Annotated in this window: 31 protein-coding genes; 24 read left to right on the top strand and 7 right to left on the bottom strand. The window is 31.6% G+C overall.

From position 1 onward, the window contains the following. The first annotated feature begins 6 nt into the window (after positions 1 to 6). The 4 genes from GQR97_RS04275 to GQR97_RS04260 all read left to right on the top strand — a co-directional run bounded on the left by GQR97_RS04275 (position 7) and on the right by GQR97_RS04260 (position 4022). Positions 7 to 924 carry a polysaccharide lyase family 7 protein gene (locus tag GQR97_RS04275; protein WP_158845752.1) on the top strand — a complete coding sequence of 306 codons (918 nt, stop codon included), beginning with the start codon at positions 7 to 9 and terminating at the stop codon, positions 922 to 924. Between the two features lie 162 nt (positions 925 to 1086). Then, entirely contained in the window at positions 1087 to 1788 is a 702-nt protein-coding gene (locus GQR97_RS04270; protein WP_158845749.1) for a FadR/GntR family transcriptional regulator, read from the top strand. 136 nt (positions 1789 to 1924) lie between these two features. Continuing rightward, complete coding sequence (locus GQR97_RS04265; RefSeq protein ID WP_158845746.1) at positions 1925 to 3208, top strand: MFS transporter; 1284 nt, start codon at positions 1925 to 1927, stop codon at positions 3206 to 3208. A 49-nt stretch (positions 3209 to 3257) separates the two neighbouring features. After that, positions 3258 to 4022, top strand: a complete 765-nt coding sequence (locus GQR97_RS04260) for an SDR family NAD(P)-dependent oxidoreductase (RefSeq protein ID WP_158845743.1) — start codon at positions 3258 to 3260, stop codon at positions 4020 to 4022. 58 nt (positions 4023 to 4080) lie between these two features. Here GQR97_RS04260 and GQR97_RS04255 read toward each other — a convergent pair whose 3' ends face one another. After that, positions 4081 to 5103, bottom strand: coding sequence for a LacI family DNA-binding transcriptional regulator (locus GQR97_RS04255; RefSeq protein WP_158851582.1), 1023 nt, complete (start codon positions 5101 to 5103; stop codon positions 4081 to 4083). A 160-nt stretch (positions 5104 to 5263) separates the two neighbouring features. On the opposite strand from GQR97_RS04255, the gene GQR97_RS04250 reads away from it, so the two are divergent. Both GQR97_RS04250 and GQR97_RS04245 read left to right on the top strand, forming a co-directional pair. Next, positions 5264 to 6310 (top strand): sugar kinase, encoded by a 1047-nt coding sequence (locus tag GQR97_RS04250; protein ID WP_158845741.1) that lies wholly within the window; start codon positions 5264 to 5266, stop codon positions 6308 to 6310. Positions 6311 to 6399: 89 nt separating this feature from the next. Beyond that, positions 6400 to 7068 (top strand): bifunctional 4-hydroxy-2-oxoglutarate aldolase/2-dehydro-3-deoxy-phosphogluconate aldolase, encoded by a 669-nt coding sequence (locus GQR97_RS04245; protein WP_087520051.1) that lies wholly within the window; start codon positions 6400 to 6402, stop codon positions 7066 to 7068. A gap of 81 nt (positions 7069 to 7149) precedes the next feature. Here the strand turns inward: GQR97_RS04245 and GQR97_RS04240 are convergent, their stop codons facing one another. The 3 genes from GQR97_RS04240 to GQR97_RS04230 all read right to left on the bottom strand — a co-directional run bounded on the left by GQR97_RS04240 (position 7150) and on the right by GQR97_RS04230 (position 11489). Next, positions 7150 to 7959 (bottom strand): HAD family hydrolase, encoded by an 810-nt coding sequence (locus GQR97_RS04240; RefSeq protein WP_158845738.1) that lies wholly within the window; start codon positions 7957 to 7959, stop codon positions 7150 to 7152. Between the two features lie 126 nt (positions 7960 to 8085). After that, positions 8086 to 10593 carry an outer membrane beta-barrel protein gene (locus tag GQR97_RS04235; RefSeq protein WP_158845735.1) on the bottom strand — a complete coding sequence of 836 codons (2508 nt, stop codon included), beginning with the start codon at positions 10591 to 10593 and terminating at the stop codon, positions 8086 to 8088. A gap of 80 nt (positions 10594 to 10673) precedes the next feature. Further along, positions 10674 to 11489 carry an AraC family transcriptional regulator gene (locus GQR97_RS04230; protein ID WP_158845732.1) on the bottom strand — a complete coding sequence of 272 codons (816 nt, stop codon included), beginning with the start codon at positions 11487 to 11489 and terminating at the stop codon, positions 10674 to 10676. A 135-nt stretch (positions 11490 to 11624) separates the two neighbouring features. Here GQR97_RS04230 and GQR97_RS04225 point away from each other — a divergent pair, with 135 nt between their 5' ends. The 15 genes from GQR97_RS04225 (at position 11625) to GQR97_RS04155 (ending at position 18006) form a co-directional block, all read left to right on the top strand. Next, positions 11625 to 12632: a LacI family DNA-binding transcriptional regulator gene (locus GQR97_RS04225; RefSeq protein ID WP_158845730.1), complete on the top strand. Its 1008-nt coding sequence runs from the start codon at positions 11625 to 11627 to the stop codon at positions 12630 to 12632. Between the two features lie 306 nt (positions 12633 to 12938). Next, complete coding sequence (locus GQR97_RS04220) at positions 12939 to 13106, top strand: hypothetical protein (RefSeq protein ID WP_158845727.1); 168 nt, start codon at positions 12939 to 12941, stop codon at positions 13104 to 13106. A 45-nt stretch (positions 13107 to 13151) separates the two neighbouring features. Beyond that, positions 13152 to 13319 (top strand): hypothetical protein, encoded by a 168-nt coding sequence (locus GQR97_RS04215; protein ID WP_158845724.1) that lies wholly within the window; start codon positions 13152 to 13154, stop codon positions 13317 to 13319. A 45-nt stretch (positions 13320 to 13364) separates the two neighbouring features. Further along, entirely contained in the window at positions 13365 to 13532 is a 168-nt protein-coding gene (locus tag GQR97_RS04210; RefSeq protein ID WP_158845724.1) for a hypothetical protein, read from the top strand. Positions 13533 to 13577: 45 nt separating this feature from the next. Then, positions 13578 to 13745, top strand: coding sequence for a hypothetical protein (locus GQR97_RS04205; protein WP_158845724.1), 168 nt, complete (start codon positions 13578 to 13580; stop codon positions 13743 to 13745). A 45-nt stretch (positions 13746 to 13790) separates the two neighbouring features. Next, positions 13791 to 13958: a hypothetical protein gene (locus tag GQR97_RS04200; protein ID WP_158845724.1), complete on the top strand. Its 168-nt coding sequence runs from the start codon at positions 13791 to 13793 to the stop codon at positions 13956 to 13958. Between the two features lie 45 nt (positions 13959 to 14003). Then, on the top strand, positions 14004 to 14171 hold the full coding sequence (locus GQR97_RS04195) for a hypothetical protein (protein WP_158845724.1): 168 nt from the start codon (positions 14004 to 14006) through the stop codon (positions 14169 to 14171). A 45-nt stretch (positions 14172 to 14216) separates the two neighbouring features. After that, the gene (locus GQR97_RS04190; protein ID WP_158845724.1) at positions 14217 to 14384 is read left to right on the top strand and encodes a hypothetical protein; all 168 of its coding nucleotides are present in this window, start codon (positions 14217 to 14219) and stop codon (positions 14382 to 14384) included. A 45-nt stretch (positions 14385 to 14429) separates the two neighbouring features. Continuing rightward, the gene (locus GQR97_RS04185) at positions 14430 to 14597 is read left to right on the top strand and encodes a hypothetical protein (RefSeq protein WP_158845724.1); all 168 of its coding nucleotides are present in this window, start codon (positions 14430 to 14432) and stop codon (positions 14595 to 14597) included. 45 nt (positions 14598 to 14642) lie between these two features. Then, entirely contained in the window at positions 14643 to 14810 is a 168-nt protein-coding gene (locus tag GQR97_RS04180; RefSeq protein WP_158845724.1) for a hypothetical protein, read from the top strand. Positions 14811 to 14855: 45 nt separating this feature from the next. Continuing rightward, the gene (locus tag GQR97_RS04175) at positions 14856 to 15023 is read left to right on the top strand and encodes a hypothetical protein (RefSeq protein WP_158845724.1); all 168 of its coding nucleotides are present in this window, start codon (positions 14856 to 14858) and stop codon (positions 15021 to 15023) included. A gap of 45 nt (positions 15024 to 15068) precedes the next feature. Then, positions 15069 to 15236 carry a hypothetical protein gene (locus tag GQR97_RS04170; protein WP_158845724.1) on the top strand — a complete coding sequence of 56 codons (168 nt, stop codon included), beginning with the start codon at positions 15069 to 15071 and terminating at the stop codon, positions 15234 to 15236. A 45-nt stretch (positions 15237 to 15281) separates the two neighbouring features. Continuing rightward, on the top strand, positions 15282 to 15425 hold the full coding sequence (locus GQR97_RS04165; protein WP_158845721.1) for a hypothetical protein: 144 nt from the start codon (positions 15282 to 15284) through the stop codon (positions 15423 to 15425). Positions 15426 to 15492: 67 nt separating this feature from the next. After that, complete coding sequence (locus tag GQR97_RS04160; protein WP_158845718.1) at positions 15493 to 17322, top strand: tetratricopeptide repeat-containing sensor histidine kinase; 1830 nt, start codon at positions 15493 to 15495, stop codon at positions 17320 to 17322. Between the two features lie 9 nt (positions 17323 to 17331). Continuing rightward, positions 17332 to 18006, top strand: coding sequence for a response regulator (locus GQR97_RS04155; RefSeq protein WP_158845715.1), 675 nt, complete (start codon positions 17332 to 17334; stop codon positions 18004 to 18006). A gap of 266 nt (positions 18007 to 18272) precedes the next feature. Here the strand turns inward: GQR97_RS04155 and GQR97_RS04150 are convergent, their stop codons facing one another. Then, positions 18273 to 18776 (bottom strand): DUF456 domain-containing protein, encoded by a 504-nt coding sequence (locus tag GQR97_RS04150; protein WP_158845712.1) that lies wholly within the window; start codon positions 18774 to 18776, stop codon positions 18273 to 18275. A 140-nt stretch (positions 18777 to 18916) separates the two neighbouring features. Here GQR97_RS04150 and GQR97_RS04145 point away from each other — a divergent pair, with 140 nt between their 5' ends. From GQR97_RS04145 to GQR97_RS04135, 3 genes are all read left to right on the top strand, one after another. Beyond that, positions 18917 to 19282: a BlaI/MecI/CopY family transcriptional regulator gene (locus tag GQR97_RS04145; protein ID WP_158845709.1), complete on the top strand. Its 366-nt coding sequence runs from the start codon at positions 18917 to 18919 to the stop codon at positions 19280 to 19282. Further along, positions 19279 to 20883, top strand: a complete 1605-nt coding sequence (locus GQR97_RS04140) for a M56 family metallopeptidase (RefSeq protein ID WP_158845706.1) — start codon at positions 19279 to 19281, stop codon at positions 20881 to 20883. The genes GQR97_RS04145 and GQR97_RS04140 overlap by 4 nt, the downstream gene beginning before the upstream one ends. A 162-nt stretch (positions 20884 to 21045) precedes the next feature. Continuing rightward, positions 21046 to 21522 (top strand): hypothetical protein, encoded by a 477-nt coding sequence (locus GQR97_RS04135; RefSeq protein ID WP_158845703.1) that lies wholly within the window; start codon positions 21046 to 21048, stop codon positions 21520 to 21522. A 43-nt stretch (positions 21523 to 21565) separates the two neighbouring features. Here the strand turns inward: GQR97_RS04135 and GQR97_RS04130 are convergent, their stop codons facing one another. Continuing rightward, entirely contained in the window at positions 21566 to 22690 is a 1125-nt protein-coding gene (locus GQR97_RS04130) for a glycosyltransferase (RefSeq protein ID WP_158845700.1), read from the bottom strand. Beyond that, entirely contained in the window at positions 22687 to 23652 is a 966-nt protein-coding gene (locus GQR97_RS04125; protein ID WP_158845697.1) for a lysylphosphatidylglycerol synthase domain-containing protein, read from the bottom strand. Before GQR97_RS04125 ends, GQR97_RS04130 begins: the two co-directional genes overlap by 4 nt. Positions 23653 to 23679 lie beyond the last annotated feature (27 nt).

Here is a 23679-nt window from a genome sequence, read left to right as displayed (position 1 = left end):
TAAGAAATGAATAACATCCGAAAAGAACTATTAGTACTTTTATTATCGATATTTCTATCTGGAAACGTTGCTTGTCAAGCACAGAAAAGCAACGTTTCAGATTCGGGTATTAAAGTTGAAAATAAAAAGAAGAAGAAAAAACGAAAAAAGGTTAAGCTTTCAAACATTGATTTAAGCCATTGGAGTGTTACAACACCTGAGCTAAACAAAAAAGGAGGAGCGATGAATATTGAGCCACCTGAAATTTTGAATTACGCTACAGACGAAAGGTTAATACCTTATATGTATAATGATTCTACTAGTGGAGCATTAGTTTTTTATTCTTTTCCGAGTAATGCCACAACGGCAAATACAAAGTACACGAGATCTGAATTAAGAGAGCAAATGGTTCCTGGTGATAATAACACGAACTGGACCTTTGCAGACGGTGCTAACATGAAAGGGAAACTAGCCATGGGAGAAACTACAAAAGATTCGGAAGGCAAGTATCATAGAACTATTATCATGCAAATCCACGGGCGTTTAACAAATGAACAAAGGGATTTAATTGGTGAAAAAGACAATAATGCGCCTCCAATATTAAAAATATATTGGGATAAAGGTAAAATTAGAGTGAAAACCAAAGTACTTAAAGATTTAAGTGCAACTGGTGAGGCTTTATTGCATGAAGATGCTTGGGATGATGATGATGGATTTAATTTTGAACAAGAAGTTGGTTTTAGAAAGTTTACGTTAGAAGTTAAAGTATCCGAAGGTAAAATGGTCATTGTTTTAAATAATAACGAGTACAAGGTTTACGAAGGCATTCATATGAGAAAATGGGGCGTTTTCGAAAACTATTTTAAGGCAGGGAATTATTTTCAATCAAGAGATGAAGGCTCATATTCTAAAATCAAGTATTACGAATTAGAGGTAACACATTAAAAAAGGAATTAAATGCAATATATTTAATTTTTGAATTATGAAAGAAAGTGAAATACTAGATTAAACGGGATTAAAATTTAACGATTTTGTTTAAATTCGGCACTTTTGTTTGGTTAATTAATTTGTTGTTAATCAAATAGTAGTAAATATATTTAATAACATATGAAGTTAGAAGCACTTACAATAAGCGATAATCAGATAATACAAAACGATATAATTGGTAAAATTAGAGAGCTTATTAATTATAAAAACTTAGAACCTGGGGATAAGTTACCAGCTGAGAGAACGTTATCCGAAAAGTTTAAAGTAACGCGTTCTAATGTCCGTGATGCTATTCAAAGATTAGAGTTTTATGGTTTACTAAAATCTATTCCACAAAGTGGAACGTTTGTAGCAAATATTGGTGTTATTGCCATGAATGGGATGATAGATGATATTTTAGGGCTTAAGGATCCTGATTTTAAATCTTTAGTAGAAACTCGAATTTTGCTAGAATTAAAAACGGTTAGATTGGCTTCTTTGCGACGAACTGATGAAGATTTAAAAAATATAAAAGCAGCTTTAGATGCTTATAAAGAAAAGGCCTTATCAGGAGAAGATGCTGTTCAGGAAGACTTACTTTTTCATTTAGCTATAGCAAAGGCGAGTGGAAATAGTAGTATTAATACATTTATGCTAACTATTACACCGCAAATAATTATTGATTTTGGAAAGTATCATGTTTGTGACATTAACCAAGCTGTAGTTGGAATAGATGAGCATACTAATATTTATGAAGCCATAAAAAAACAAGACCCAGTATTGGCAAAACAGAAGATGAAAGATCATTTTAATATTCTGTATCAGTATTGTTATAAAATTTAATAGGAAGAATTTGCTTAAATAAAGTTAACTTATCATGTTATAAGTTGATTTTAAAGTTTATAAGTGGATAATTAAAAAGTTTAATTGCCAAATAAAACAGTAAACGTTGAATAGTTTATTTTAAAAATGTGTTTGTATGAAAGTAAAAGGATTAAGGTGGTTTATTATTGGGCTCATATTTTTAGCTTCTGTAATTAATTACATAGACAGAAGTGCATTAGCAGTAATGTGGGGGAATGAAAACCTAGAAGGCTCAATATCTCACTCTTTAGGTTTAACTAAAGAGCATTATAGTTATATTCTTAACATTTTTATGGTAGCCTATGCCTTGGGACAGTTGTTTTCGGGTAAGTTATTTGATAAAGTAGGGACACGTGTAGGTTATGTTATTAGTATTGGTGTTTGGGGAATATCTTCTTTTTTACACTCTACAGTAAGAGGATTTATTGGACTAGCATTTTTTAGAAGTACATTGGGTTTATCTGAGGCAGGAAACTGGCCAGGTGGAGTTAAAAGTAATGCGGAATGGTTTCCTATTAAAGAACGTGCAATTGCACAAGGTTTATTTAATGCAGGTGCTTCTATAGGTTCTGTAATTGCGCCACCATTTATAGCAATGCTTTTTGTTGCTTATGGTTGGAGAACTACATTTATGGTTGTAGGTTCTTTTGGTATACTTTGGATTATTCCATGGTTACTTATTAATAAAGCCGGACCAAAAAAACACCCTTGGATTACTCCTGAAGAGCAAGAACATATTCTAGATGGTCAAAGTCAAGCGGATCGAGATGCTGCGGAAGACAGTAAAGGATTAAGTTTAAGAGAAATTTTATCGCATAGAGAAGCATGGGCTATTGTTGTTGGTCGTTTCTTTTTAGAACCAATTTGGTGGTTATTTGTAGGTTGGATGCCTATTTATCTATTTGATGTTTATGGATTTAACGTAAAAGAAGTAGGTATGTTTGCTTGGGTACCTTATGTTGGTGCTGCCATTGGTAGTATTATTGGAGGCTATGTTTCAGGGCAAATTATTTCTAGAACAAATTCCATTGACAAAGGTAGAAAGTATACCATTTTAATTGGTGGAATTATAATGTTTTCAGGTCTTGTAGCTACTGTATTATTTGGTAATACACCAGAACGTTTTGTTGGTATTGTATTCGTAGTATTATTTGGTTTCCAATTTGCTATTGGTAACGTACAAACCTTACCAAGTGATTTATTTAGCGGTAAAAATGTTGGGTCGTTAGCCGGTTTAGGTGGAATGGTTGGTGTGTTTTCGGTAATCATTATGAATTTTGTTGTACCTATTGTTGCTAAAGTATCTTATACACCTGTATTTATTGCTATTGCATTATTTGTACCACTTGGTATTGGAGCGATTTATTATTTCGCTAAAGATATTAAATCAGTAGAGTAAAGAATAATTAAAAATAAACGAGTAAAATAAAACTTAAAAATTTAAAAAAATGAGTAATTCAAATGTAAAAGTAGCTGTAATAACAGGAGCTACAGGTGGTATTGGTTTCGAAGTAGCAAAAAGATTAGGTAAAGACGGATTTACTGTAATATTAAACGGTATTGAAGATGAAATAGGTGCACAACGTGTAAAAGAACTTACGGCTGAAGGAATTACTGCTGAATATTTCGGATTTGATATGACAAAAGACGAAGCAGTAACTGAAAACATTACTAAAATTGGTGAAAAATACGGGAAAATTGATGTTCTTGTAAACAACACTGGTGGTATTGGTGTTAGAGCTAGATTTGAAGAAATGACAACTGAGCAATACAGATTTGTTATGGCTTTAAACTTAGATTCAGTATTTTTTGCATCAAGAGCAGCGATTCCTTTCCTTAAGAAAAGTGAAAACCCTAGTATAATTAACTATACTTCTAATGCAGCATGGAATGGTGCAGGACCTGGAGCTGGAATCTATTCAGTATCTAAAGGTGGAGTACAATCTATCACTAGAGCTTTAGCTAAAGATTTAGCTGAATACGGAATTAGAGTAAATGCAGTATCTCCTGGTACTATCGATACGCCTTTCCACGCACAAATTAAAGCGTCTAAACCAGAAGTTTTTGCTTCTTGGGCAAATAGTGTTTTATTAGGTAGATTAGGTCAGCCAGAAGAAGTTGCTGGTGTTGTTTCTTTCTTAGCTAGTAAAGATGCTTCTTTCATTACAGCTGAAACTATCCAAATTGGTGGTGGACAAGCTTTAGGTATCTAAATAATTATAGATTTAGTCAAAATCTAATAAAGCGTTTTTGTTTAATTACAAAAGCGCTTTATTGCTTTTCAGAAGAATCTCTAATTACCAATTCAGCGTTTAAAATAATTTTATTTAATGTTTGAGTAAATGTTTTATGCTCAACATGCTTTAAAAAAGTCTTTGCTGCTAGTTGTCCAATTTCAGTACTATGTTGTTCCAAACTTGTAATGGCAGGAGAAACTATAGCTGTAAATGGTTCGTTTCCAAAACCAACCAAAGCAATTTCTTCGGGCATTTTAATTTGTTGTTCATTTAAAATCTGGAAGGCTCCTAAGGCCGCATAATCGCCAGCAACATATACAGCGTCTGGTCTGTTTTTTAACGCCAATAATTGTGTCATTTTTTCTCGACCATCTTCGGTTGTTAAGCTACTTTCAATTAAAAGTTCATTGTCTAGAGGTAAATCGTGTTTCATTAAGGCGTCAACATAACCGCGAATTCTATTGTTAAAAATTCGAGTGCGTTTAAAACCACCAATATGAGCAATACGTTTACAACCTTGTTTTACCAAGTGGTCCACAATGATATGGCTACTTTCATAATCGTTAATTCCTATATAATCTACATTTAAATCGTTTTCACCACGATCAAATAAGATTAAAGGAATTCCTTTCGATTTCACTTTTTCATAATAACTTAGATCTACGGTTTCATTTGCCATAGAGGCAATAATACCATCGACTTGTGTAAATAATAAGGTGTCAATATTGGCACATTCTTTTTTGTACGATTCGTTCGATTGGGTAATAATAATATTATAACCAGCCTTATTTAAAACTTCTTCCATATTCTGGATTACTGAAGAAAAAAAGTTACTATTGGTTCTTGGCACAATAACTCCAACCAAATTACTTTTACCTTTTCGTAAAGCACTTGCTAAATGATTGGGTTGGTAGTTTAGGTTTTTTGCGACTTGCCTTACAGCTTTTTTTGTCTTTTCACTAATTCTAGAGTCGTCGTGAAGTGCTTTAGAAACCGCTGCAGCTGAAATATTTAAAACGTTTGCAATATCTTTTATGGTCGTTTTTTTTTTCACAATGAAATTTTTTATATATTTGCTTAAACGTTTAAGCAAATATACTGAGTTTGTATTTATAATCAAAGCGAGATATTTAAAATATAAGGTTTTGATTTTATTTGTAAACGAGTGCTTAAACGATTAACCAGCTTTAATTATAAATTAAATAAGTATTAAGAAAATGGGTAAAGTAGTAACATTCGGAGAAATCATGTTAAGATTAGCTCCTCAAGGATTTTTAAGGTTTTCACAAGCAAATAATTTTGACGCTATTTATGGTGGAGGAGAATCTAATGTAGCAGTTTCTTTAGCAAACTACGGTGTAGATGTTGATTTTGTAACACGTTTACCAAAAAATGATATTGGTGAGTGCGCTATGATGGAAATGCGTAAAAGAGGTGTTGGTGTTGATAAAATTGTTTACGGTGGAGATCGTTTAGGGATTTATTTCTTAGAAACGGGTGCTGTATCAAGAGGGTCTAAAGTAGTTTATGATCGTGCGCATTCTGCAATTGCTGAAATTGAATCAGGAATGATTGATTGGGATGCCGTTTTTGAAGGATGTGAATGGTTTCACTGGACAGGTATTACTCCTGCTATTTCTCAAGGTTCTGCAGATGTTTGTTTAGAAGCGGTTAAAGCTGCAAGTGCAAAAGGAATTACAATTTCTACAGATTTAAATTACCGTGCTAAATTATGGAATTACTGTGATGATGCTCATAGAGAGGCTGTAATGACTGAATTAACTTCTTATTGTGATATTGTTCTTGGTAATGAAGAAGATGCAGAAATGCACTTTGGTATTAAGCCAGCAGGAGCAGCAGTTCAAACAGCTGGACATGATGTAAAAGCAGAAGCTTTCTTATCTGTTTGTCAACAAATGACAGAAAAATTCCCAAGAGCTAAAAAGGTAATTACTACTTTAAGAGGTTCTATTTCTGCATCTCATAATACTTGGGCTGGTGTTTTATATGACGGTAAGCAAATGTTACAAACACGTCAATACCAAATTACTGATATCGTAGATAGAGTAGGTGGTGGAGATTCATTTATGGGAGGATTAATCTACGGATTATTGAAATACCCAGAAGATGACCAAAATGCATTAGATTTTGCAGTAGCAGCTTCTTGTTTAAAACACACAATTAAAGGTGATGCGAATTTAGTAACTGTTGCCGAAGTTGAAAAACTTATGGGTGGAGATGCTTCAGGACGTGTAGCAAGATAAAATAAGTGTTTAATTGCTGAACTGCTAAATCGTTTATTAGGTTTAGCAGTTCAGCAAAAACACAATTCAACAACTAAACATTTTTTATAATGGCACAATTTTCAAGATTAGAAGTAGCTCAAGTAATGAAAGAAACAGGAATGATTCCTTTGTTTTTTCATAACGATATAGAGTTAAGTAAAAAAGTATTAAAAGCATGTTACGATGGTGGAGCTCGTTTAATGGAGTTTACAGCACGTGGAGATTTTGCTCACGAAGTTTTTGGTGAGTTAACAAAATATGCTATTGCTGAATTACCAGGTATGATAATGGGTGTAGGTTCTGTAACAGATGCAGGAGCGGCTTCATTGTATATGGCTTTAGGTGCAAACTTTATTGTAACTCCTGTATTAAGAGAAGATATTGCAATTGCATGTAACCGTAAAAAAGTATTATGGTCTCCTGGTTGTGGTACATTAACAGAAATAACTAGAGCAGAGGAATTAGGATGTGAAATTGTAAAATTATTCCCTGGTGATATTTATGGACCTCAATTTGTAAAAGGAGTTAAAGGACCTCAACCTTGGACAAGTTTAATGCCTACAGGTGGAGTTTCTCCAACTGAAGAAAACTTAAAAGGATGGTTTGATGCAGGAGTAACTTGTGTTGGAATGGGATCTAAATTAATTTCTAAAGAGATTATTGCTAATCAAGATTATGCTAAATTAGAAAAAGATGTGAGAGCAGCTTTAGCTATTGTAAAAGCGGTTAGAAAATAAGCTTAAAAAATATAAAGTTAAAAGCCTTCCTTTTTCTTAAATGAAATAGGAAGGCTTTTTCAATTTTATAAATAAAAGGTTTTAGATAGATTTACTGTTTATTAATTCTTCTAAAATAGATTCTACACCTTGATTGGTATTGCTTTTGGTTTCGAAATTTGCAATTTTCTTCACGTTAGGGTGTGCGTTTTCCATGGCGTAACTAAAATATGCTAATTCAAGCATTTGTAAATCGTTGTTATAATCACCAAAAACCATAGTTTCATTTTTGTTGATTCCCATATCCTTTTGGAGCATTTTTAAGGCATAGCCTTTGTTGGCATCTTTATGCGAAATATCTAACCAGTTTTGCCCCGAAACCGTTACTTGATAGTCTGCTGTAATTCCTGAAATATTTGGTAAAATGCAATCTTCGGAAGATTCAAAGTGATAAACGGCTATTTTCATAAAATCGTCATCGGTTACTTTAGTTAGGTCGTCAACTATTTCATAAGATGTATAATACTCACTGAATTTTGAGATAAACTCAGAATCTGTTGTTTCAATATAAGCAGCTTTTCTTCCGCATAAAACAATAAAAGAACCTGGTATTTCACGAAGTATTTCAATAGATTTAAAAACATCTTCCGAAGATAATTTTAGTAAAATGTTAATTTCATTTTTGTACTGCATCAATCCACCGTTTTCTGCAATTATTGAAATCTCATTTTTTATGGTTTCTAGTTTATGAACAATACTTTGATACTGTCTGCCACTTGCTGCAACAAAGTGTATATTTCGCTTTTTTAATTCTTCAAACTGTTTAAAAAAACGATCGCTCACTTCGCTGTTATTATTTAATAAGGTGCCATCCATATCGGTGACAACTAGTTTTACTTCAGATAAATTCATATAAAATATTTCTAATTGCAAAAATACAAACTAGAACTGATAGCCTTGTTAGTTAAAGATTAAAATAAAAAATCCTGTAAATTTTTGAAAACTTACAGGATCTAGCTTTTAATAGAATTAGGAGTGTTAAAACTCTTTTTTACCAAATTCGCTATCAATAAATTTAGATTTGTTTTTAACCGTATTAAACGTGTACGATAGGTTTAAGGACACCATATCTACTTCGTAAGCATAATTTGTTGTGGTATAAAATTGATCTGATCTCGAGGTTGTAATGCGTTGCTCATTGGTGTTTAATATTCCCATGTCTATATTTTGCCATTGTAGAGTTGCTGTTAAACGGTTGTTTAAAAAGGTTTTTCTAAAGGCTAAATTTGGCGAATAGAATCGAGAATCTTCTCCCATTGCAGTGTTTCTATCCGATAGATAGTTGAATGTAAATTGAAGTGATGCATTATCCCAAAATGAATAGGTTGAATTTAAATTGAAAGAATAAATTGTTGATTTTGAATCAATATTATAAGTTCTAGTAACACCGTCTCTGTGATTAAAACTCAACAAGCCATCAATAGCATAATTGTAAATATTAGCGCCAATAACGTTTGTCCAGTTTTTAGAAGGTTTAAGCGTTGCTCCAAACTCTAAACCAATTGCGTTACTTTTTCCAACGTTGGAATATACACGGTTTATAACACTATCAATTATGGCTCCGTTAGTTTCGTAGGCCAATGTATTTACGCGGTTTATTACGTTATCAACATGTCTAAAATATGTAGTAGCATAAACTGAATTCCCGCCTTTTAATTTTTTAGTAAAGCCTAATTCAACCAAATCTATAAACTCTGGTAATAAGGTGTTATCCCCTTGCTCAAAAACTTCGGAATGCTCACGTTCGGCAAAACTATTCATTTTTAAAGTTGTGGTACGTTCTACACGTTTACTGTATGCCGCTTTAATGTTTGTTTTATTGTTAACAGCGTATTGTAAAGATGCTGAAGGGAATAATTTTACAAAATCGTAGTTGTAAACATTTGCTGATGTTTCACTTTTTAAAGCTTCGGTATACGTTCTATCCATAGACTCTAAACGTGCACCAGCAGCATAATCCCATTTGTCTTTTTTACCTGTTAATTGTGCGTAACCCGAATGAATGGCACGTTTTAATTGAATATCACTAGAGAATTCTGGAACTAAAATGCCATCACGTTCATAAACAAAATCTCCTTTGTGATCGATGTCGCGATATTGGTAACCGGTTTCAATAGTTCCGAAAGAGAAGGGTTTCCAAGCATAATCTAGGTTGAATCGTGTACCGTAAAGCGGATTATCGTTGGTGTTGTATTCTTGTTGATAGATAATAGAATTATCAGGATGGCCTAAATTATCATTAACCGTTGGTCCTCCTAAAAAAGTGTATTCATATAAAATAGAAGTTGATAATTTAGAATCATCATTAAATTTATGGGCATAATCAAAACTTCCTAAGGCAAAATCACCTTTTCTAATTCTTAAGTTATGGTTATAATATTCAAAGGTATACAATCTGTTTTCTGTTCCAATTGGAGAAACCGCGTGATTATCGTAATATACAATATCTGCAAGTCTTTCTTTGGTATGTTTTCCGGCGAAGAACCCTAAAGAAAACTCATCGTTTTTATTTGGTGTAAAATCTATATTAAGACGTCCGTTATAACTTGTCTCATCAAAACTACGTTCACCATCTGATGGCAAGAACGTTGTTTTGTTTTTGGCTTGGTTTATAATAAACATATTACCTTCACGACGTCCTGTTTTATCATTACGTTGATAACTTGCTCCAAGTGAAATGTTCCACTTATCGGTGCGTTTATTAAGAGTAGCATCAATACCATAACGTTTGGCAGGAACTTGGGTGTTGTAAGGTTCAATCGAAGGGAAACCACCACGAACATTTATTTGTGCAAAGGTGCCATTTGTTGCACCTTTTTTTGTTTTAATATTTAAAATACCACCTTTACCTTCTGGATCGTATTTGGCGGATGGTGCTGTAATAAGTTCTATGGTTTCTAGAGCATTTGCAGGTAATTGCGCTAAAATAGAAGCGGCATCTCCTTGTGTTGGTTTTCCGTTTACTAAAACAGTAAAACCTTTACTACCACGAACGCTAATATCTCCTTGGCCATCTACAGTAACCGATGGTAAATTTTTTATAACATCGACAGCGCTTCCGCCTTCGGCGTTTTGATATTTTTTAGTATCGAATACTTGGCGGTCAATTTTGTGTACCACGGCAGAGCGTTCTGCTTTTAGCAACACCTCGTTTAATTGGCTTCCTAAAGTTAATTTTATGATACCTAAGTTAATCATTTGTCCTTTTTTATTTACTGAAATTGTTTCCGATTTATAAGATGTGTATCCCATAAAAGATGCTTCTAAATAATAGTTGCCAGATTTTATGTTTTCTATTGAAAAAGCACCTTCTATGTTAGTTACAACACCAGTAACCAGTTCTCCATCTGTTTTATACAAAGCAACAGTAGCATATTCTAATGGTTCGGTTACATCACCATCGATGATTTTACCGTTTATTTGGCTAAAAATGAGTTGGGTTGAGAAAAATATAAGGGAAAATACAATTGAAATTTTTGTTTTCATTTTAATTAATTTGAGTTGGCTACATTATTTAGGGCGAAATTATACTTATTAAATATAACAAAATGGTGTTTTTGAAAAATTTATGGTATATATGATGTTTTGTTTTTAAACTCGCTTGGTGTTTTTCCAACGTGACGTTTAAAATATTTTGTAAAATGTGAGTTATCTCGAAAGGAAAGTGAGTATGCAATTTCCGAAATATTTTTTTCAGTATATAAAAGGAAACGCTTGGCCTCACTTAAAATAAAGTCTGATAAAATTTCGGAGGCCGATTTATTACATTCGGTTCTGCAGCTTTTGTTAAGGTTTTGCGGACTGGTGTTTAATAAGTTGGCGTAATGCTTTACACTGTTCGATAGTTTTTTTTGCGTACTAAGAAGAGCAATGAATTCTTGATAAATAGATTGATGGGTTATATTCTTTTTGTTTTCAATTTGAAGTAACTTTCCTAATAGAACCTTCATCAAACCTTCAACAATAGTCTTGTTTTTTTTGTTTTTATTTTCAGTAATTAATAATTGAAATAACTGTTCTATTGTAGTATTATCTTCGGGGCTTAAATACGGAAATGCACTAATTTTTGCTAATTGTTGTTTGATTTCGATATCTAAACATTGCTCAATAAAGGCTTCTTTGATAATAATAACATAACCTTCGGGCTCTGAAGTTAAGTTCCAATAATGAATTTGTTCTTTTCTTACTATGAAAAAAATAGGGTTCGTTATTTCTATTTTAAAATTATCAATAACATGAAAACCAGTTGCTTTAGTGAAATAAACAAACTCTAAATATTTGTTGTGCTTGTGTGGTTTAGTTACTCTAGTGTGTTTTCTAAAAGGTTCAATTTTTATAAATTCTTGGGCATTGGTTTTATCTTTTACGGTAAGCTCTGTCATATTTATGCCTTAATAGAATGCTTTAGAATTTAAAATGTAAGAAATACAAATATAAAATAATTATAAGTTATATATAGTAAGGTAATTTGAAAATAGTATTTTTGTAAATTACACTTCTTTATATATCAAACTTGTATGGTTACATTAAAACAGTTAGCGAAAGAATTAGGCGTGTCTATTTCTACAGTTTCAAAAGCTTTAAATAATAGCGAAGAAATTGGAGAAGATACCGTTAGACGCGTAAAAGAACTCGCAGAACTATATAATTACAAGCCAAATAAAGTGGCGTTGAGTTTAAAAAATAATAAAACTAAAACTATTGGTGTTATTATTCCTAATATTTTAAACAGGATTTTAGCCAAAGTGCTTTTTGGTATTGAAACTGAAGCAGCAAAACACGGCTACAATATTATTACGTGTATATCTAACGAATCTTTAGAGAAAGAAAAGGAAAGTTTACAATTACTAGCTAATGGGAGTGTAGATGGCTTTATTTTATCGGTTGCTGAAGAAACGCAGATTAATAATGAGATTGAACATTTTAAAAAAACCATTAGTCAAGGGTTGCCAATTGTAATGTTTGATCGTGTTGCTCATGATGTCATGTGCGACAAGGTTATAGTTGATGATTTTGATGCGATATATAATGCTACAAAAAGCCTTTTAAATGAAAAAAGGAAAAATATAGTCTTTATTAGTAATATTAATGACTTAAGTGTTGGTAAGTTACGCGAACGCGGTTATAATAAAGCTATTTTAGAACATGGTAAGCAGGAGCCATTAGTTTTAAAAATTAAAAAGAAGAAAGACGATCATCAGAAAAAAATAAAATCCTTCTTAAAGAAGAATAGAACTGTAGATGCTGTAATAGCTGCCGATAGTTCATCTGGTATTATAGCATTAAATACTGCTATAAATTTAGGATTAAAAGTACCAAAAGATTTTTCGGTTATAGCCTTTGCTAGTAAATCTGATTCCAACCACACCATTCCCAAATTAACAACTATTCGTCAACATGCAAAAGAAATTGGAGTAAGTGCAGCTCAAATGTTAATTACTAGAATGCAAAATTTAGCTGCTAATGCCGATGTGAAAACTAAGATTGTTAAGACGAGTATTGTTAAAAACAAATCTACTTTATAGTAGTTTTACCTTTTTTTTGTAAATTTTACTCTCATTTTTCTACTTTTTATTGTCTTCGTTACTTTCGATTCTCGATGTAATACAAGTCTTGCAAGAATTACCTTATTTTTTCAGTAAGGCTAAGCCTTTTTATGCGCAATTTTTACGGTTAATCCTTTTTTTACAAGAAATTTAAATAATTTCTTGTGTACTTTTGTTTCACTGATCTTAAGATAATTACCAGTTTTTTACCCTTTAATTCGTACAAATTATGGGGCCAGGATTCCATTTGCCAAAAATTAAAATTCACCTTAAAAACACAAAAAAATGAAAGCATTAAAAATTACATTCTTACTAGCCTTATTTGTTACGGTATTCACATCATGCACGGAGCAAGATTTAAACGACGATAGTTTATTAGCAGGGAATGAAACAGAAGTTAACGATACAGGCGGCGACATAGACGAATTTACAGGCGGCGATATCGACGAGTAAAACATTAGAAACAAATAATACAATTCACCTTAAAAACACATACAAATGAAAGCATTAAAAATCACCTTCATACTAGCCTTATTAGTTACCATATTCACATCATGCACAGAGCAGGACTTAAACGACGATAGTTTATTAGCAGGGAATGAAACAGAAGTTAACGATACAGGCGGCGACATAGACGAATTTACAGGCGGCGATATCGACGAGTAAAACATTAGAAACAAATAATACAATTCACCTTAAAAACACATACAAATGAAAGCATTAAAAATCACCTTCATACTAGCTTTATTAGTTACCATATTCACATCATGCACAGAGCAGGACTTAAATGACGATAGTTTATTAGCAGGGAATGAAACAGAAGTTAACGATACAGGCGGCGACATAGACGAATTTACAGGCGGCGATATCGACGAGTAAAACATTAGAAACAAATAATACAATTCACCTTAAAAACACATACAAATGAAAGCATTAAAAATCACCTTCATACTAGCTTTATTAGTTACCATATTCACATCATGCACAGAGCAGGACTTAAACGACGATAGTTTATTAGCAGGGAATGAAACAGAAGTTAACGATACAGGCGGCGACATAGACGAATTTACAGGCGGCGATATCGACGAGTAAAACATTAGAAACAAATAATACAATTCACCTTAAAAACACATACAAATGAAAGCATTAAAAATCACCTTCATACTAGCTTTATTAGTTACCATATTCACATCATGCACAGAGCAGGACTTAAACGACGATAGTTTATTAGCAGGGAATGAAACAGAAGTTAACGATACAGGCGGCGACATAGACGAATTTACAGGCGGCGATATCGACGAGTAAAACATTAGAAACAAATAATACAATTCACCTTAAAAACACATACAAATGAAAGCATTAAAAATCACCTTCATACTAGCCTTATTAGTTACCATATTCACATCATGCACAGAGCAGGACTTAAACGACGATAGTTTATTAGCAGGGAATGAAACAGAAGTTAACGATACAGGCGGCGACATAGACGAATTTACAGGCGGCGATATCGACGAGTAAAACATTAGAAACAAATAATACAATTCACCTTAAAAACACATACAAATGAAAGCATTAAAAATCACCTTCATACTAGCCTTATTAGTTACCATATTCACATCATGCACAGAGCAGGACTTAAACGACGATAGTTTATTAGCAGGGAATGAAACAGAAGTTAACGATACAGGCGGAGACATAGACGAATTTACAGGCGGCGATATCGACGAGTAAAACATTAGAAACAAATAATACAATTCACCTTAAAAACACATACAAATGAAAGCATTAAAAATCACCTTCATACTAGCTTTATTAGTTACCATATTCACATCATGCACAGAGCAGGACTTAAACGACGATAGTTTATTAGCAGGGAATGAAACAGAAGTTAACGATACAGGCGGCGACATAGACGAATTTACAGGCGGCGATATCGACGAGTAAAACATTAGAAACAAATAATACAATTCACCTTAAAAACACATACAAATGAAAGCATTAAAAATCACCTTCATACTAGCCTTATTAGTTACCATATTCACATCATGCACAGAGCAGGACTTAAACGACGATAGTTTATTAGCAGGGAATGAAACAGAAGTTAACGATACAGGCGGCGACATAGACGAATTTACAGGCGGCGATATCGACGAGTAAAACATTAGAAACAAATAATACAATTCACCTTAAAAACACATACAAATGAAAGCATTAAAAATCACCTTCATACTAGCCTTATTAGTTACCATATTCACATCATGCACAGAGCAGGACTTAAACGACGATAGTTTATTAGCAGGGAATGAAACAGAAGTTAACGATACAGGCGGAGACATAGACGAATTTACAGGCGGCGATATCGACGAGTAAAACATTAGAAACAAATAATACAATTCACCTTAAAAACACATACAAATGAAAGCATTAAAAATCACCTTCATACTAGCTTTATTAGTTACCATATTCACATCATGCACAGAGCAGGACTTAAACGACGATAGTTTATTAGCAGGGAATGAAACAGAAGTTAACGATACAGGCGGCGACATAGACGAATTTACAGGCGGCGATATCGACGAGTAAAACATTAGAAACAAATAATACAATTCACCTTAAAAACACATACAAATGAAAGCATTAAAAATCACCTTCATACTAGCCTTATTAGTTACCATATTCACATCATGCACAGAGCAGGACTTAAACGACGATAGTTTATTAGCAGGGAATGAAACAGAAGTTAACGATACAGGCGGAGACATAGACGAATAACTAGTTAAAAATTTAATCAACTAAGAAAATAATAATACATTTGAAGTAATCATAAAATGCATTATTGTTGAGACTCAGTATATTTATAATATTATTTATCTGTAATTTTTCCTTTTGCCAGCAGGAAGATGCATTTTTAGAAATAGATTCCTTAAAGAAAACCGTTTTTAATATTAAAAAACAAGACTCTTCTTTAATAGCGGATACCCATTATTTAATAGCGCATACATTTAGAAAGAGCACGACCTACGCCGATAGTGCATACTTTTACTACCAAAAAGCTGAAAAAATATATCGGAGCTTAGGTAACAATTTTAAATTAGCGCGTACTATTTATGGTATTGCTGTTATATTAAAAAATGAAAAGGATTTTATAGGGAGTGAGGTTGCTAGTTTTGAAGCTATAGCTTTATTAGAGCCTCTTTATGAAACCAGATCGGTTACAGAAGTAAAGTCTTATATTTATAATAATTTAGGTATTGTTTTTAAAGAACTCGATGAATTTGATGAATCAATAGAATACAATAAAAAAGCACTCGAATTAAAATATAGGTTAAATGTTAAAAGCAGTATTGATGCTTCTAAAAACAACTTAGCCAATACTTATAAAAAGAATAAGCAGTATAACCTAGCACTAAATTATTATAGTGAAATTTTATCCAATAAGGATCTTGTTAAAGAACGTCCACGGATATTTTCATTAGTGCTTGATAATTATGCGCATACACGATTTCTTTCGGGTAACTTGAGAGAACTTCCTGGGTTATACCTCAAAGCCTTAAAAGTTAGTAATAGCGTAGGTAAAGACGATTACTATTCTATAATTATCAACCAGCATTTGTCAGAATATTACTTCGATAATAAAAGAAATATTGATTCTGCTAAATATTACGCTTATAAGGCAAAAAATATTTCAGAAAAATACTACACAGACGATTTATTAAAATCCTTACTCTTACTGTCTAAAATAGAAGAAGATCACAAGGCCGTAGAATACTTCAATGCTTATATTAAATTGAGTGATAGTCTACAAAAAAATGAACGTAACATTCGAAATAGATTTGCAAGAATCCGTTTTGAAACAGGTCAGAAAGAGAAAGAAAATATCCAGCTTACAAAAGAACGTATGTGGTTATTTATTATTTCGGTTGTTGTCGTGATTTCTTCTTTTTTATTATATCTCGTAATAACTCAAAGAAATAAAAATATTGAATTGAAGTTTGTTCAAAAGCAACAAGAAACAAATGAGGAAATTTATAACTTAATGCTTTCTCAAAATGAAAGTATAGAAGAAGCTAGAGATTTAGAAAAGAGGCGTATTTCTCAAGAACTTCACGATGGTGTTTTGGGACGATTATTTGGAACACGTTTAAGTTTAGATAGTTTGAATAGAAATAATAGTGATGAGGCTGTTAAGTCTAGGGATTTATATATTACTGAGTTAAAAACGATTGAAGATGAAATTAGAAAGGTGTCTCATGAGTTAAATACCGATTTTGTTTCTGGTTCCGGATTTATAGATATCATTAAAACACTTATAGAAACACAAACATTAGCCTATGGGTTGAGTTATAATTTAGATTATGATGAATCCATAAGTTGGGAAGATGTTAATAATAAAAAGAAAATACACGTTTACAGAATTATCCAAGAAACATTACATAATATTTACAAGCATGCTAATGCTGAAAGCGTAAATATTAGTTTAAAATTAAAAAATGACGTAATTTGCTTGTCTATTAAAGACAACGGCTCAGGTTATGATGTAAGAAAAGCAAGGTCTGGTATTGGTTTAAAAAACATGAATTCAAGAATAAACGATATTAACGGCATATTAAAAATAACTTCGATTAAAAACCAAGGAACAACTGTAGTAATTGAAGTGCCAATGCTTTAACCAAAAAAAATGATTGAAAAATTAAAACTATTAATGATTGATGATCACCCTATGATTATTGAAGGGTATCAAAACACATTGCTTTTTACTAAAAAAGAGAACCAAGAATTAGAAATAGATATTGCAAATAATTGCGACGAAGCGATTATGTATATGGATAAGGCGGTTGCAGCAGGTTTACCTTATAATGTGCTATTTGTTGATATTAGTATACCACCATCTAAAGATGGAATTATGAGTTCTGGTGAAGATTTAGCTGAGTATGCTAGAAAAGTGCTGCCAGACGCTAAAATTATTATTCTAACCATGTTTAATGAGTCTTTTAGAATTCATAATATTATAAAGACTATAGATCCAGAAGGATTTTTAATAAAAAGTGATTTAACGTCTAGTGAATTAGCTAGTGCGTTTCAGGCGGTAATTAATAATCCTCCATTTTATAGCGGTACGGTTAATAATCATATTCGAAAATCCATCGTTAGTGATATCGTAATAGATGATAAAAACAGGAAAATACTTCATTTATTATCTCAAGGTATAAAAACTAAAAACTTAGCATCTCATTTAGATATCTCTTTAAGTGCAGTAGAAAAACGTAAAAGACAGTTGAGAGATATTTTTGAAGTGCAAGACGGTCAAGACGAGACTTTGTTGAATGAAGCAAGAAAAAAAGGTTTCGTATAGTTATTCTTACAAAAATGTTAAAATTATAAGTTTTTTAATAAAACTTTACTTTTTTTTTGTGCCCGTAAGCATGATTATACTTGATTTGTATTATTTACCCGTAAGTCTGTTACGGGTTTCCCACAGTTTGAAAAGAAAAGATATTTTTATCTTTGATGTATCAACACTTCGAAAATTAATTAATCCCTCAATTTTTTGTTGATAATAGCAATTTACATAGACCCTGTGGAGGTGAGAGACCCACAGGGTTTCTTCATTTTAAAACTTTAGTAAGTAAAAATAGCACTACCATAATCAATTAGTATTCCAATAAAGAGACCTAAATAAATTATAGCAACAACAAATTTTATAAAAGTTGATGTTAAAAAGCCTATAAACGATCCAAATGCGGCCTTCGTTGCGGTTTTTGCATCATTTTTATTTATAAGTTCTCCTATTAATGCTCCAAAGAAAGGGCCAATAATAATACCTCCAGGAATAGGAGCTATTAAGCCTACAATGAGTCCTACCGTTGTACCAATTACTCCATATTTTGTGCCTCCAAAGCGTTTTGTACCTATAACAGGAATAATGTAATCTAATACCCAGATTGCAATAGCAATAAGTAAAGTTATAATTAAAAAGGATTTGTTCATAGGCACAGCATCTGTAAAATGTGCTATTAAAAGCCCAAACCAACTTGTTACTGGCCCGGGTAAAACTGGTAAAAAACTGCCAATAATACCTAGTATTATAAAAAGAGATGCAATAATAATTAAAATAATATCCATATAAAGTGTTATGTTTTATAATAATAAGACGAAATACCATGCCAAATGTTACATTTTTAAACTAAAAAATTAGTTTGAACTAAGTTTTTAGTTATATTTGTGAAACTAAGTTTTTAGTTGAATAAATAATTTCTATAAAAATGAAACAACTTACTAAAGCAGAAGAAGATATTATGCAAATACTTTGGCAACTCGAAAAAGCCAATGTAAAAGCTATAATAGAGCAGTTTCCAGAACCAAAACCAGCGTATAATACGGTATCAACTATTGTTCGGATTTTAGAAAGTAAAGGTTTTGTAGATTATGAAAAAGCAGGGAAAGGCCATATATATTTTCCGTTAATGAAACAGCAAGACTATAGTAACCAATCTATAAATAAATTGGTAGACAATTATTTTCAAGGTTCATTTAAAAGTATGGTGTCATTCTTTATGAAGAAAAATGATATCAGTTTAAATGAGCTGGAATCTATACTAAGCGAGATTAATAAAAAGGATAAATCATGATACACCACATCATTCAAACTATAGCTTTTCAGGTATTCTTTTTACTAATTTACGATGTATTCTTAAAGAAAGAAACCTTTTTTAACTGGAATAGATTCTATTTATTAGCTACAGCATTAATATCGTTAGTACTCCCTTTGGTGAAGATTGAAAGTTTCAAAAATGTTGTTCCAGAAAATTATATCATTAGGTTACCTGCAGTTATTTTAGGGCAAACACAAGCAAATGTTAAAGCCGAACAAATAAATGAAACCATTTTACCTTCTAGCTTTTCTGTTTTAGAATTAATATTTTATGTTGGTGTTGGAGTAGTGGTGTTATTGTTTATCTATAAGCTGAGTAAACTTGTAAGGTTAATTCACTCAAATCCTAAGGAGTATAAAGACCAATTTATTATCGTTAAACTTTTAAACAGTAGTGCTTCGTTTTCATTTTTTAAATACATTTTTTTAGGTGAAATACTTAATAAAGATGAAAAAGAAATCATTTTAAAACATGAAGAGATACATGTAAAGCAATGGCATAGTTTAGATTTAATGTGTTTTGAGTTGTTGCGTGTTTTATTTTGGTTTAATCCATTAATTTATATTTATCAAAATAGAATAACAGAACTGCACGAGTTTATCGCCGATGCTGAAGCTGCTAAAATAGAAGGGAAGTCAACTTATTATCAAAACTTATTGGCTCAAGTCTTTGAAACCGAAAAAATATCATTCATCAATCCATTTTTTAATCAATCATTAATCAAAAAACGAATCGTTATGTTACAAAAATCAAAATCAAAACAAGTTTATTTATTTAAGTATGCACTGTTAGTTCCTATGGTTTTCGGTATGCTGGTTTATACCTCGTGTGCTGATAATACTGGAGAGAAAGAAGTGCCCGAATTAATTAGTCCTGACAATAATCAAGAAACAGAGTTAGTTAAAACAGTTAACGAAGTAAAATATCAAATACAAATTCAAGGTGATATTAGTGATCAGGAAGAAAAAGGACTAGATCTTTTACTTCAAACTGTTAAAGGTTCTGGGTTAAGTAGTTCGTTGGTAAATGATGTGCAAGAATTTATAGCAAATAAAGATGAAACCAAACTAACCGAAAAAATTTCTTATGTCTTTGAGCAAATTCAGGCTAAAGGTGAAGTTAGCGAAGCGGAAACAAAAGCCTTAAAAGGTTTATTAATTTTAACTAGTGAAGATGGATTTAATGATCCGTTTTTTGCTGATGTTTTAAATGATGTTGAAATACCTTTCGGAATTATCGATCAAGTACCTGTGTTTCCAGGTTGCGAAGATTTAGAGTCTAACGCTGATAAAAAAGCGTGTATGTCCAAAGGAGTTCAACAATTAGTTGTTCAAAATTTTAATACTGATTTAGCTGATGATCTAGGGTTGAAAGGTAGACAACGCATTAATGTTATTTTTAAGGTAAACAATAAAGGCGATATTGTCGATGTTAGAGCAAGAGCACCGCATCCAGCATTATCTGAAGAAGCCATTCGAGTTATAAAAACACTACCTAAAATGATTCCCGGAGAGCAAAGAGGTAAAAAGGTAAATGTACCTTATTCATTACCAATAGTTTTTCAGGTGCAGGAATAAAAAAAAATCAATACTATTTTTAAAACCGAAGTGGGAGCTTCGGTTTTTATTTTGCTCTAATTTTTGAAATAAAATGCCATACATCGCTATTAAGTGCCTTATTTTGAACAAAAAGAGTTTAAAAACCAAAAAAATCGTACTTTTCGGCTTTAGTTTTAATCTATGAAACAAATTTGTGTTTTTCTATCTGTTTTAATGCTCTGCTCTTGCGAGTATTTTAATGTGAAAAAAACATCATCAGAAGCTATTTTAAAAGAGGAACTACAAACTTTTAATTGGAGTGATGTTGATGCTTATCCCAGTTTTTCGGAGTGCGATTCGATTGAAACAAAAACCGATAGGAAATCTTGTTTCGAGAGTGTTTTAACTTTGCATATTTGGGAGTTTTTAAAACAAGAAAAAATTGTAGTTACTCATGATATTAGCGATACTATTATTTTAAGTTTTAGAGTTTCGGAAACTGGGGATTTAAAACTTCGAAATGCTAAAATAGATTCCTTAACACACCATGAAATTCCAGAAATTGAATCGTTACTTTATAAAAGTTTAGATGGCTTGCCTCAAGTTTTTCCTGCAACTAAACGCGGACAACAAGTTAAAACGGAATTTGAATTACCAATCATTATTAACATAAAATAATGTTTCAGAATACTCTTTTCAATTTAGAAGATAGGTTCGTGGTCTATTTTTTAAATTCTCGCCCTTTCCATTTATAGGTTTTAAAAATCGATAAAAAAGCAATATAAACACTAAAAAATGGATATATACAAAAAGTTGGAATGAAGCTTTTTAAAACCCATTTTTGATTGAAAAACGAGGCTGTTTTATGTATTAAATAAAAATCGATACTAAATTTAATTAGTAAAATATAGAATAGCGTTTTTAAAGGAAAATATCCAAAAAACGATAGCAGTATTATAGAAATAATTAAGGTGTTAATTAGTAAAACAATAAGCCCTGTAAGTTTACCAAAGAAATTATTATAAGCACTTGCTTTAGATGCCCATCTTAGGCGCTGCTCTATTAAACTACTCCAGCTAGGTTGCGCATTTGTTTTTACTATGGCATGCTTGCATTTTAAGTAATGCGTGTTTTTAGGGTGCTTTTTTACAGCTTTTTCTAGTAGAAAGATGTCATCGCCACTTGCAATATTGGTGTTGCCTTCAAAACCATTAACAGTTTTAAAAAGTGTTTTTGTATAACCAAAATTAGCACCGTTGCATAAAAAAGGTTTTTTTATCCCAAAGCCGCCAATAGTTGCCCCTTGTAAGCTCAAAAGATCGAGGGTTTGGAAACGATTTAAAAAACCTTTTTGCTTACTGTAAGCAACTGGGGCGGCTATACATTTTGCTTTTGTTTTTTGTATAAACTCATCAAAACTATCAAGCCAGTATTTTGGTAGCGAACAATCGGCATCGGTAGTAATTATCCACTCATGTTTAGCTTGTTTTATAGCTGTTGTAATAGCATCTTTTTTAGGTGAATTTGTTTGTCTGTCGTTACCAATTATCTTAAATTTTTGTTGTTTTTTATTGAAGTATTGGGTTATAATTTCAGCAGAACAATCAGTTGAGTCATCATCAATAAAAACGATTTCAAATAGATGTTTTGGGTAGTTTAGATTTTCTAAAGACAGCAGAAGGCTTGATAAGTTTTTGGCTTCATTCCTAAAAGGAATTAGTATTGAAAATTGTGTTTTTGATGCTAAATCCGTTAATTTAAAGGTTAAGACTTTATCAAAACCATAAGTAAAACGCCATATTAAAGCGAGATAAATAATGCTAATAATGATGCTTGTTAAAATCATGAATTTATTATGGTTTTTGGCATTTTAAAACGGAGTACAAAAAAACTACCTATTATGCTTGGTAATACAAAATTTAGCAACCACATTATGGTAATTACACATAGAATAATTAGTTCATTTACACCTAAAAAAGAGAATAAATAAACAGCTACACTTCCTTTAATTACAACATCGAATATAAATATTGTTGGTATTATAGATGCTAATAAATACATAGATGTTATACCAATCATACTATTAAAATAATCAATTTCAACATGAAAACATTGTAATAAAAAGTAAAATTGAAATGAAAAAATAGCATAGCGTAGAAAGGATAATAAAAAACCAATTGATAGGTTTGTTTTTTGAAAATTAAGAATAAACATTTTTAGTTTTTCAATAGAAAATCCTTTAAAGATGAATTTCGTTTTACGTAGAATAAAAATGATTAAACAAATTAATACAAAGCCAATAGTAGTATATTTTGATAAGCGATAATAGTTTAAATCGAGATTATATTTGGAAACAAAAAAGTAAAGCCCAATAATTCCTAAAACAACAGTAACACTCATTTGTTGTAAATTACCAATTAAATTAACAAGCATAATACGTTTGCGTAAATTTTTAGTGAAATACATTGCTTTTGCTCCGTATTCACCAATTCTATTGGGTGTAATTAAAGATGCTGTTAAAGATCCTAAAGTTTGGTTTGTAGCTTGTTTAAAACTTGTTTTTTCCTGAGTTGAAACTAAATTTTGCCATTTTAGAATTTCGAAAAACCAATTAAAACTACTTAAAAGGATTAAGAAAATGATGATTTTAGGTGAAAACGCATCATTTTTAATGATATTTTCTTTAAAATCATAAAAACTAAGTTCGTTGTTATTTACCAGTTTATGATAAATAAAATAAAATGCAGCAACAACTATGCTCAATTTAATGAGTACAAAAAAGAATTGTTTAGTTTTGTGTGGTAACATTTTATTGAAATAGTTATCCAATAAGTT

This window comes from Algibacter sp. L1A34, from assembly GCF_009796805.1.
Taxonomy (GTDB): domain Bacteria; phylum Bacteroidota; class Bacteroidia; order Flavobacteriales; family Flavobacteriaceae; genus Algibacter.
This window is presented reverse-complemented; position numbering and strand designations above follow the sequence as displayed.

What these genes read in the sequence shown, in the direction of transcription:
- GQR97_RS04155 (WP_158845715.1), top strand. Translation starts at nt 17,332, where the DNA reads ATGATTGAAAAATTAAAACTATTAATGATTGATGATCACCCTATGATT.
- GQR97_RS04270 (WP_158845749.1), top strand. Translation starts at nt 1,087, where the DNA reads ATGAAGTTAGAAGCACTTACAATAAGCGATAATCAGATAATACAAAAC.
- GQR97_RS04200 (WP_158845724.1), top strand. Translation starts at nt 13,791, where the DNA reads ATGAAAGCATTAAAAATCACCTTCATACTAGCTTTATTAGTTACCATA.
- GQR97_RS04180 (WP_158845724.1), top strand. Translation starts at nt 14,643, where the DNA reads ATGAAAGCATTAAAAATCACCTTCATACTAGCCTTATTAGTTACCATA.
- GQR97_RS04225 (WP_158845730.1), top strand. Translation starts at nt 11,625, where the DNA reads ATGGTTACATTAAAACAGTTAGCGAAAGAATTAGGCGTGTCTATTTCT.
- GQR97_RS04210 (WP_158845724.1), top strand. Translation starts at nt 13,365, where the DNA reads ATGAAAGCATTAAAAATCACCTTCATACTAGCTTTATTAGTTACCATA.
- GQR97_RS04275 (WP_158845752.1), top strand. Translation starts at nt 7, where the DNA reads ATGAATAACATCCGAAAAGAACTATTAGTACTTTTATTATCGATATTT.
- GQR97_RS04260 (WP_158845743.1), top strand. Translation starts at nt 3,258, where the DNA reads ATGAGTAATTCAAATGTAAAAGTAGCTGTAATAACAGGAGCTACAGGT.
- GQR97_RS04135 (WP_158845703.1), top strand. Translation starts at nt 21,046, where the DNA reads ATGAAACAAATTTGTGTTTTTCTATCTGTTTTAATGCTCTGCTCTTGC.
- GQR97_RS04205 (WP_158845724.1), top strand. Translation starts at nt 13,578, where the DNA reads ATGAAAGCATTAAAAATCACCTTCATACTAGCTTTATTAGTTACCATA.
- GQR97_RS04130 (WP_158845700.1), bottom strand. Translation starts at nt 22,690, where the DNA reads ATGATTTTAACAAGCATCATTATTAGCATTATTTATCTCGCTTTAATA.
- GQR97_RS04145 (WP_158845709.1), top strand. Translation starts at nt 18,917, where the DNA reads ATGAAACAACTTACTAAAGCAGAAGAAGATATTATGCAAATACTTTGG.
- GQR97_RS04250 (WP_158845741.1), top strand. Translation starts at nt 5,264, where the DNA reads ATGGGTAAAGTAGTAACATTCGGAGAAATCATGTTAAGATTAGCTCCT.
- GQR97_RS04125 (WP_158845697.1), bottom strand. Translation starts at nt 23,652, where the DNA reads ATGTTACCACACAAAACTAAACAATTCTTTTTTGTACTCATTAAATTG.
- GQR97_RS04165 (WP_158845721.1), top strand. Translation starts at nt 15,282, where the DNA reads ATGAAAGCATTAAAAATCACCTTCATACTAGCCTTATTAGTTACCATA.
- GQR97_RS04215 (WP_158845724.1), top strand. Translation starts at nt 13,152, where the DNA reads ATGAAAGCATTAAAAATCACCTTCATACTAGCCTTATTAGTTACCATA.
- GQR97_RS04230 (WP_158845732.1), bottom strand. Translation starts at nt 11,489, where the DNA reads ATGACAGAGCTTACCGTAAAAGATAAAACCAATGCCCAAGAATTTATA.
- GQR97_RS04220 (WP_158845727.1), top strand. Translation starts at nt 12,939, where the DNA reads ATGAAAGCATTAAAAATTACATTCTTACTAGCCTTATTTGTTACGGTA.
- GQR97_RS04185 (WP_158845724.1), top strand. Translation starts at nt 14,430, where the DNA reads ATGAAAGCATTAAAAATCACCTTCATACTAGCTTTATTAGTTACCATA.
- GQR97_RS04265 (WP_158845746.1), top strand. Translation starts at nt 1,925, where the DNA reads ATGAAAGTAAAAGGATTAAGGTGGTTTATTATTGGGCTCATATTTTTA.
- GQR97_RS04150 (WP_158845712.1), bottom strand. Translation starts at nt 18,776, where the DNA reads ATGGATATTATTTTAATTATTATTGCATCTCTTTTTATAATACTAGGT.
- GQR97_RS04235 (WP_158845735.1), bottom strand. Translation starts at nt 10,593, where the DNA reads ATGAAAACAAAAATTTCAATTGTATTTTCCCTTATATTTTTCTCAACC.
- GQR97_RS04170 (WP_158845724.1), top strand. Translation starts at nt 15,069, where the DNA reads ATGAAAGCATTAAAAATCACCTTCATACTAGCTTTATTAGTTACCATA.
- GQR97_RS04245 (WP_087520051.1), top strand. Translation starts at nt 6,400, where the DNA reads ATGGCACAATTTTCAAGATTAGAAGTAGCTCAAGTAATGAAAGAAACA.
- GQR97_RS04240 (WP_158845738.1), bottom strand. Translation starts at nt 7,959, where the DNA reads ATGAATTTATCTGAAGTAAAACTAGTTGTCACCGATATGGATGGCACC.
- GQR97_RS04140 (WP_158845706.1), top strand. Translation starts at nt 19,279, where the DNA reads ATGATACACCACATCATTCAAACTATAGCTTTTCAGGTATTCTTTTTA.
- GQR97_RS04190 (WP_158845724.1), top strand. Translation starts at nt 14,217, where the DNA reads ATGAAAGCATTAAAAATCACCTTCATACTAGCCTTATTAGTTACCATA.
- GQR97_RS04195 (WP_158845724.1), top strand. Translation starts at nt 14,004, where the DNA reads ATGAAAGCATTAAAAATCACCTTCATACTAGCCTTATTAGTTACCATA.
- GQR97_RS04175 (WP_158845724.1), top strand. Translation starts at nt 14,856, where the DNA reads ATGAAAGCATTAAAAATCACCTTCATACTAGCCTTATTAGTTACCATA.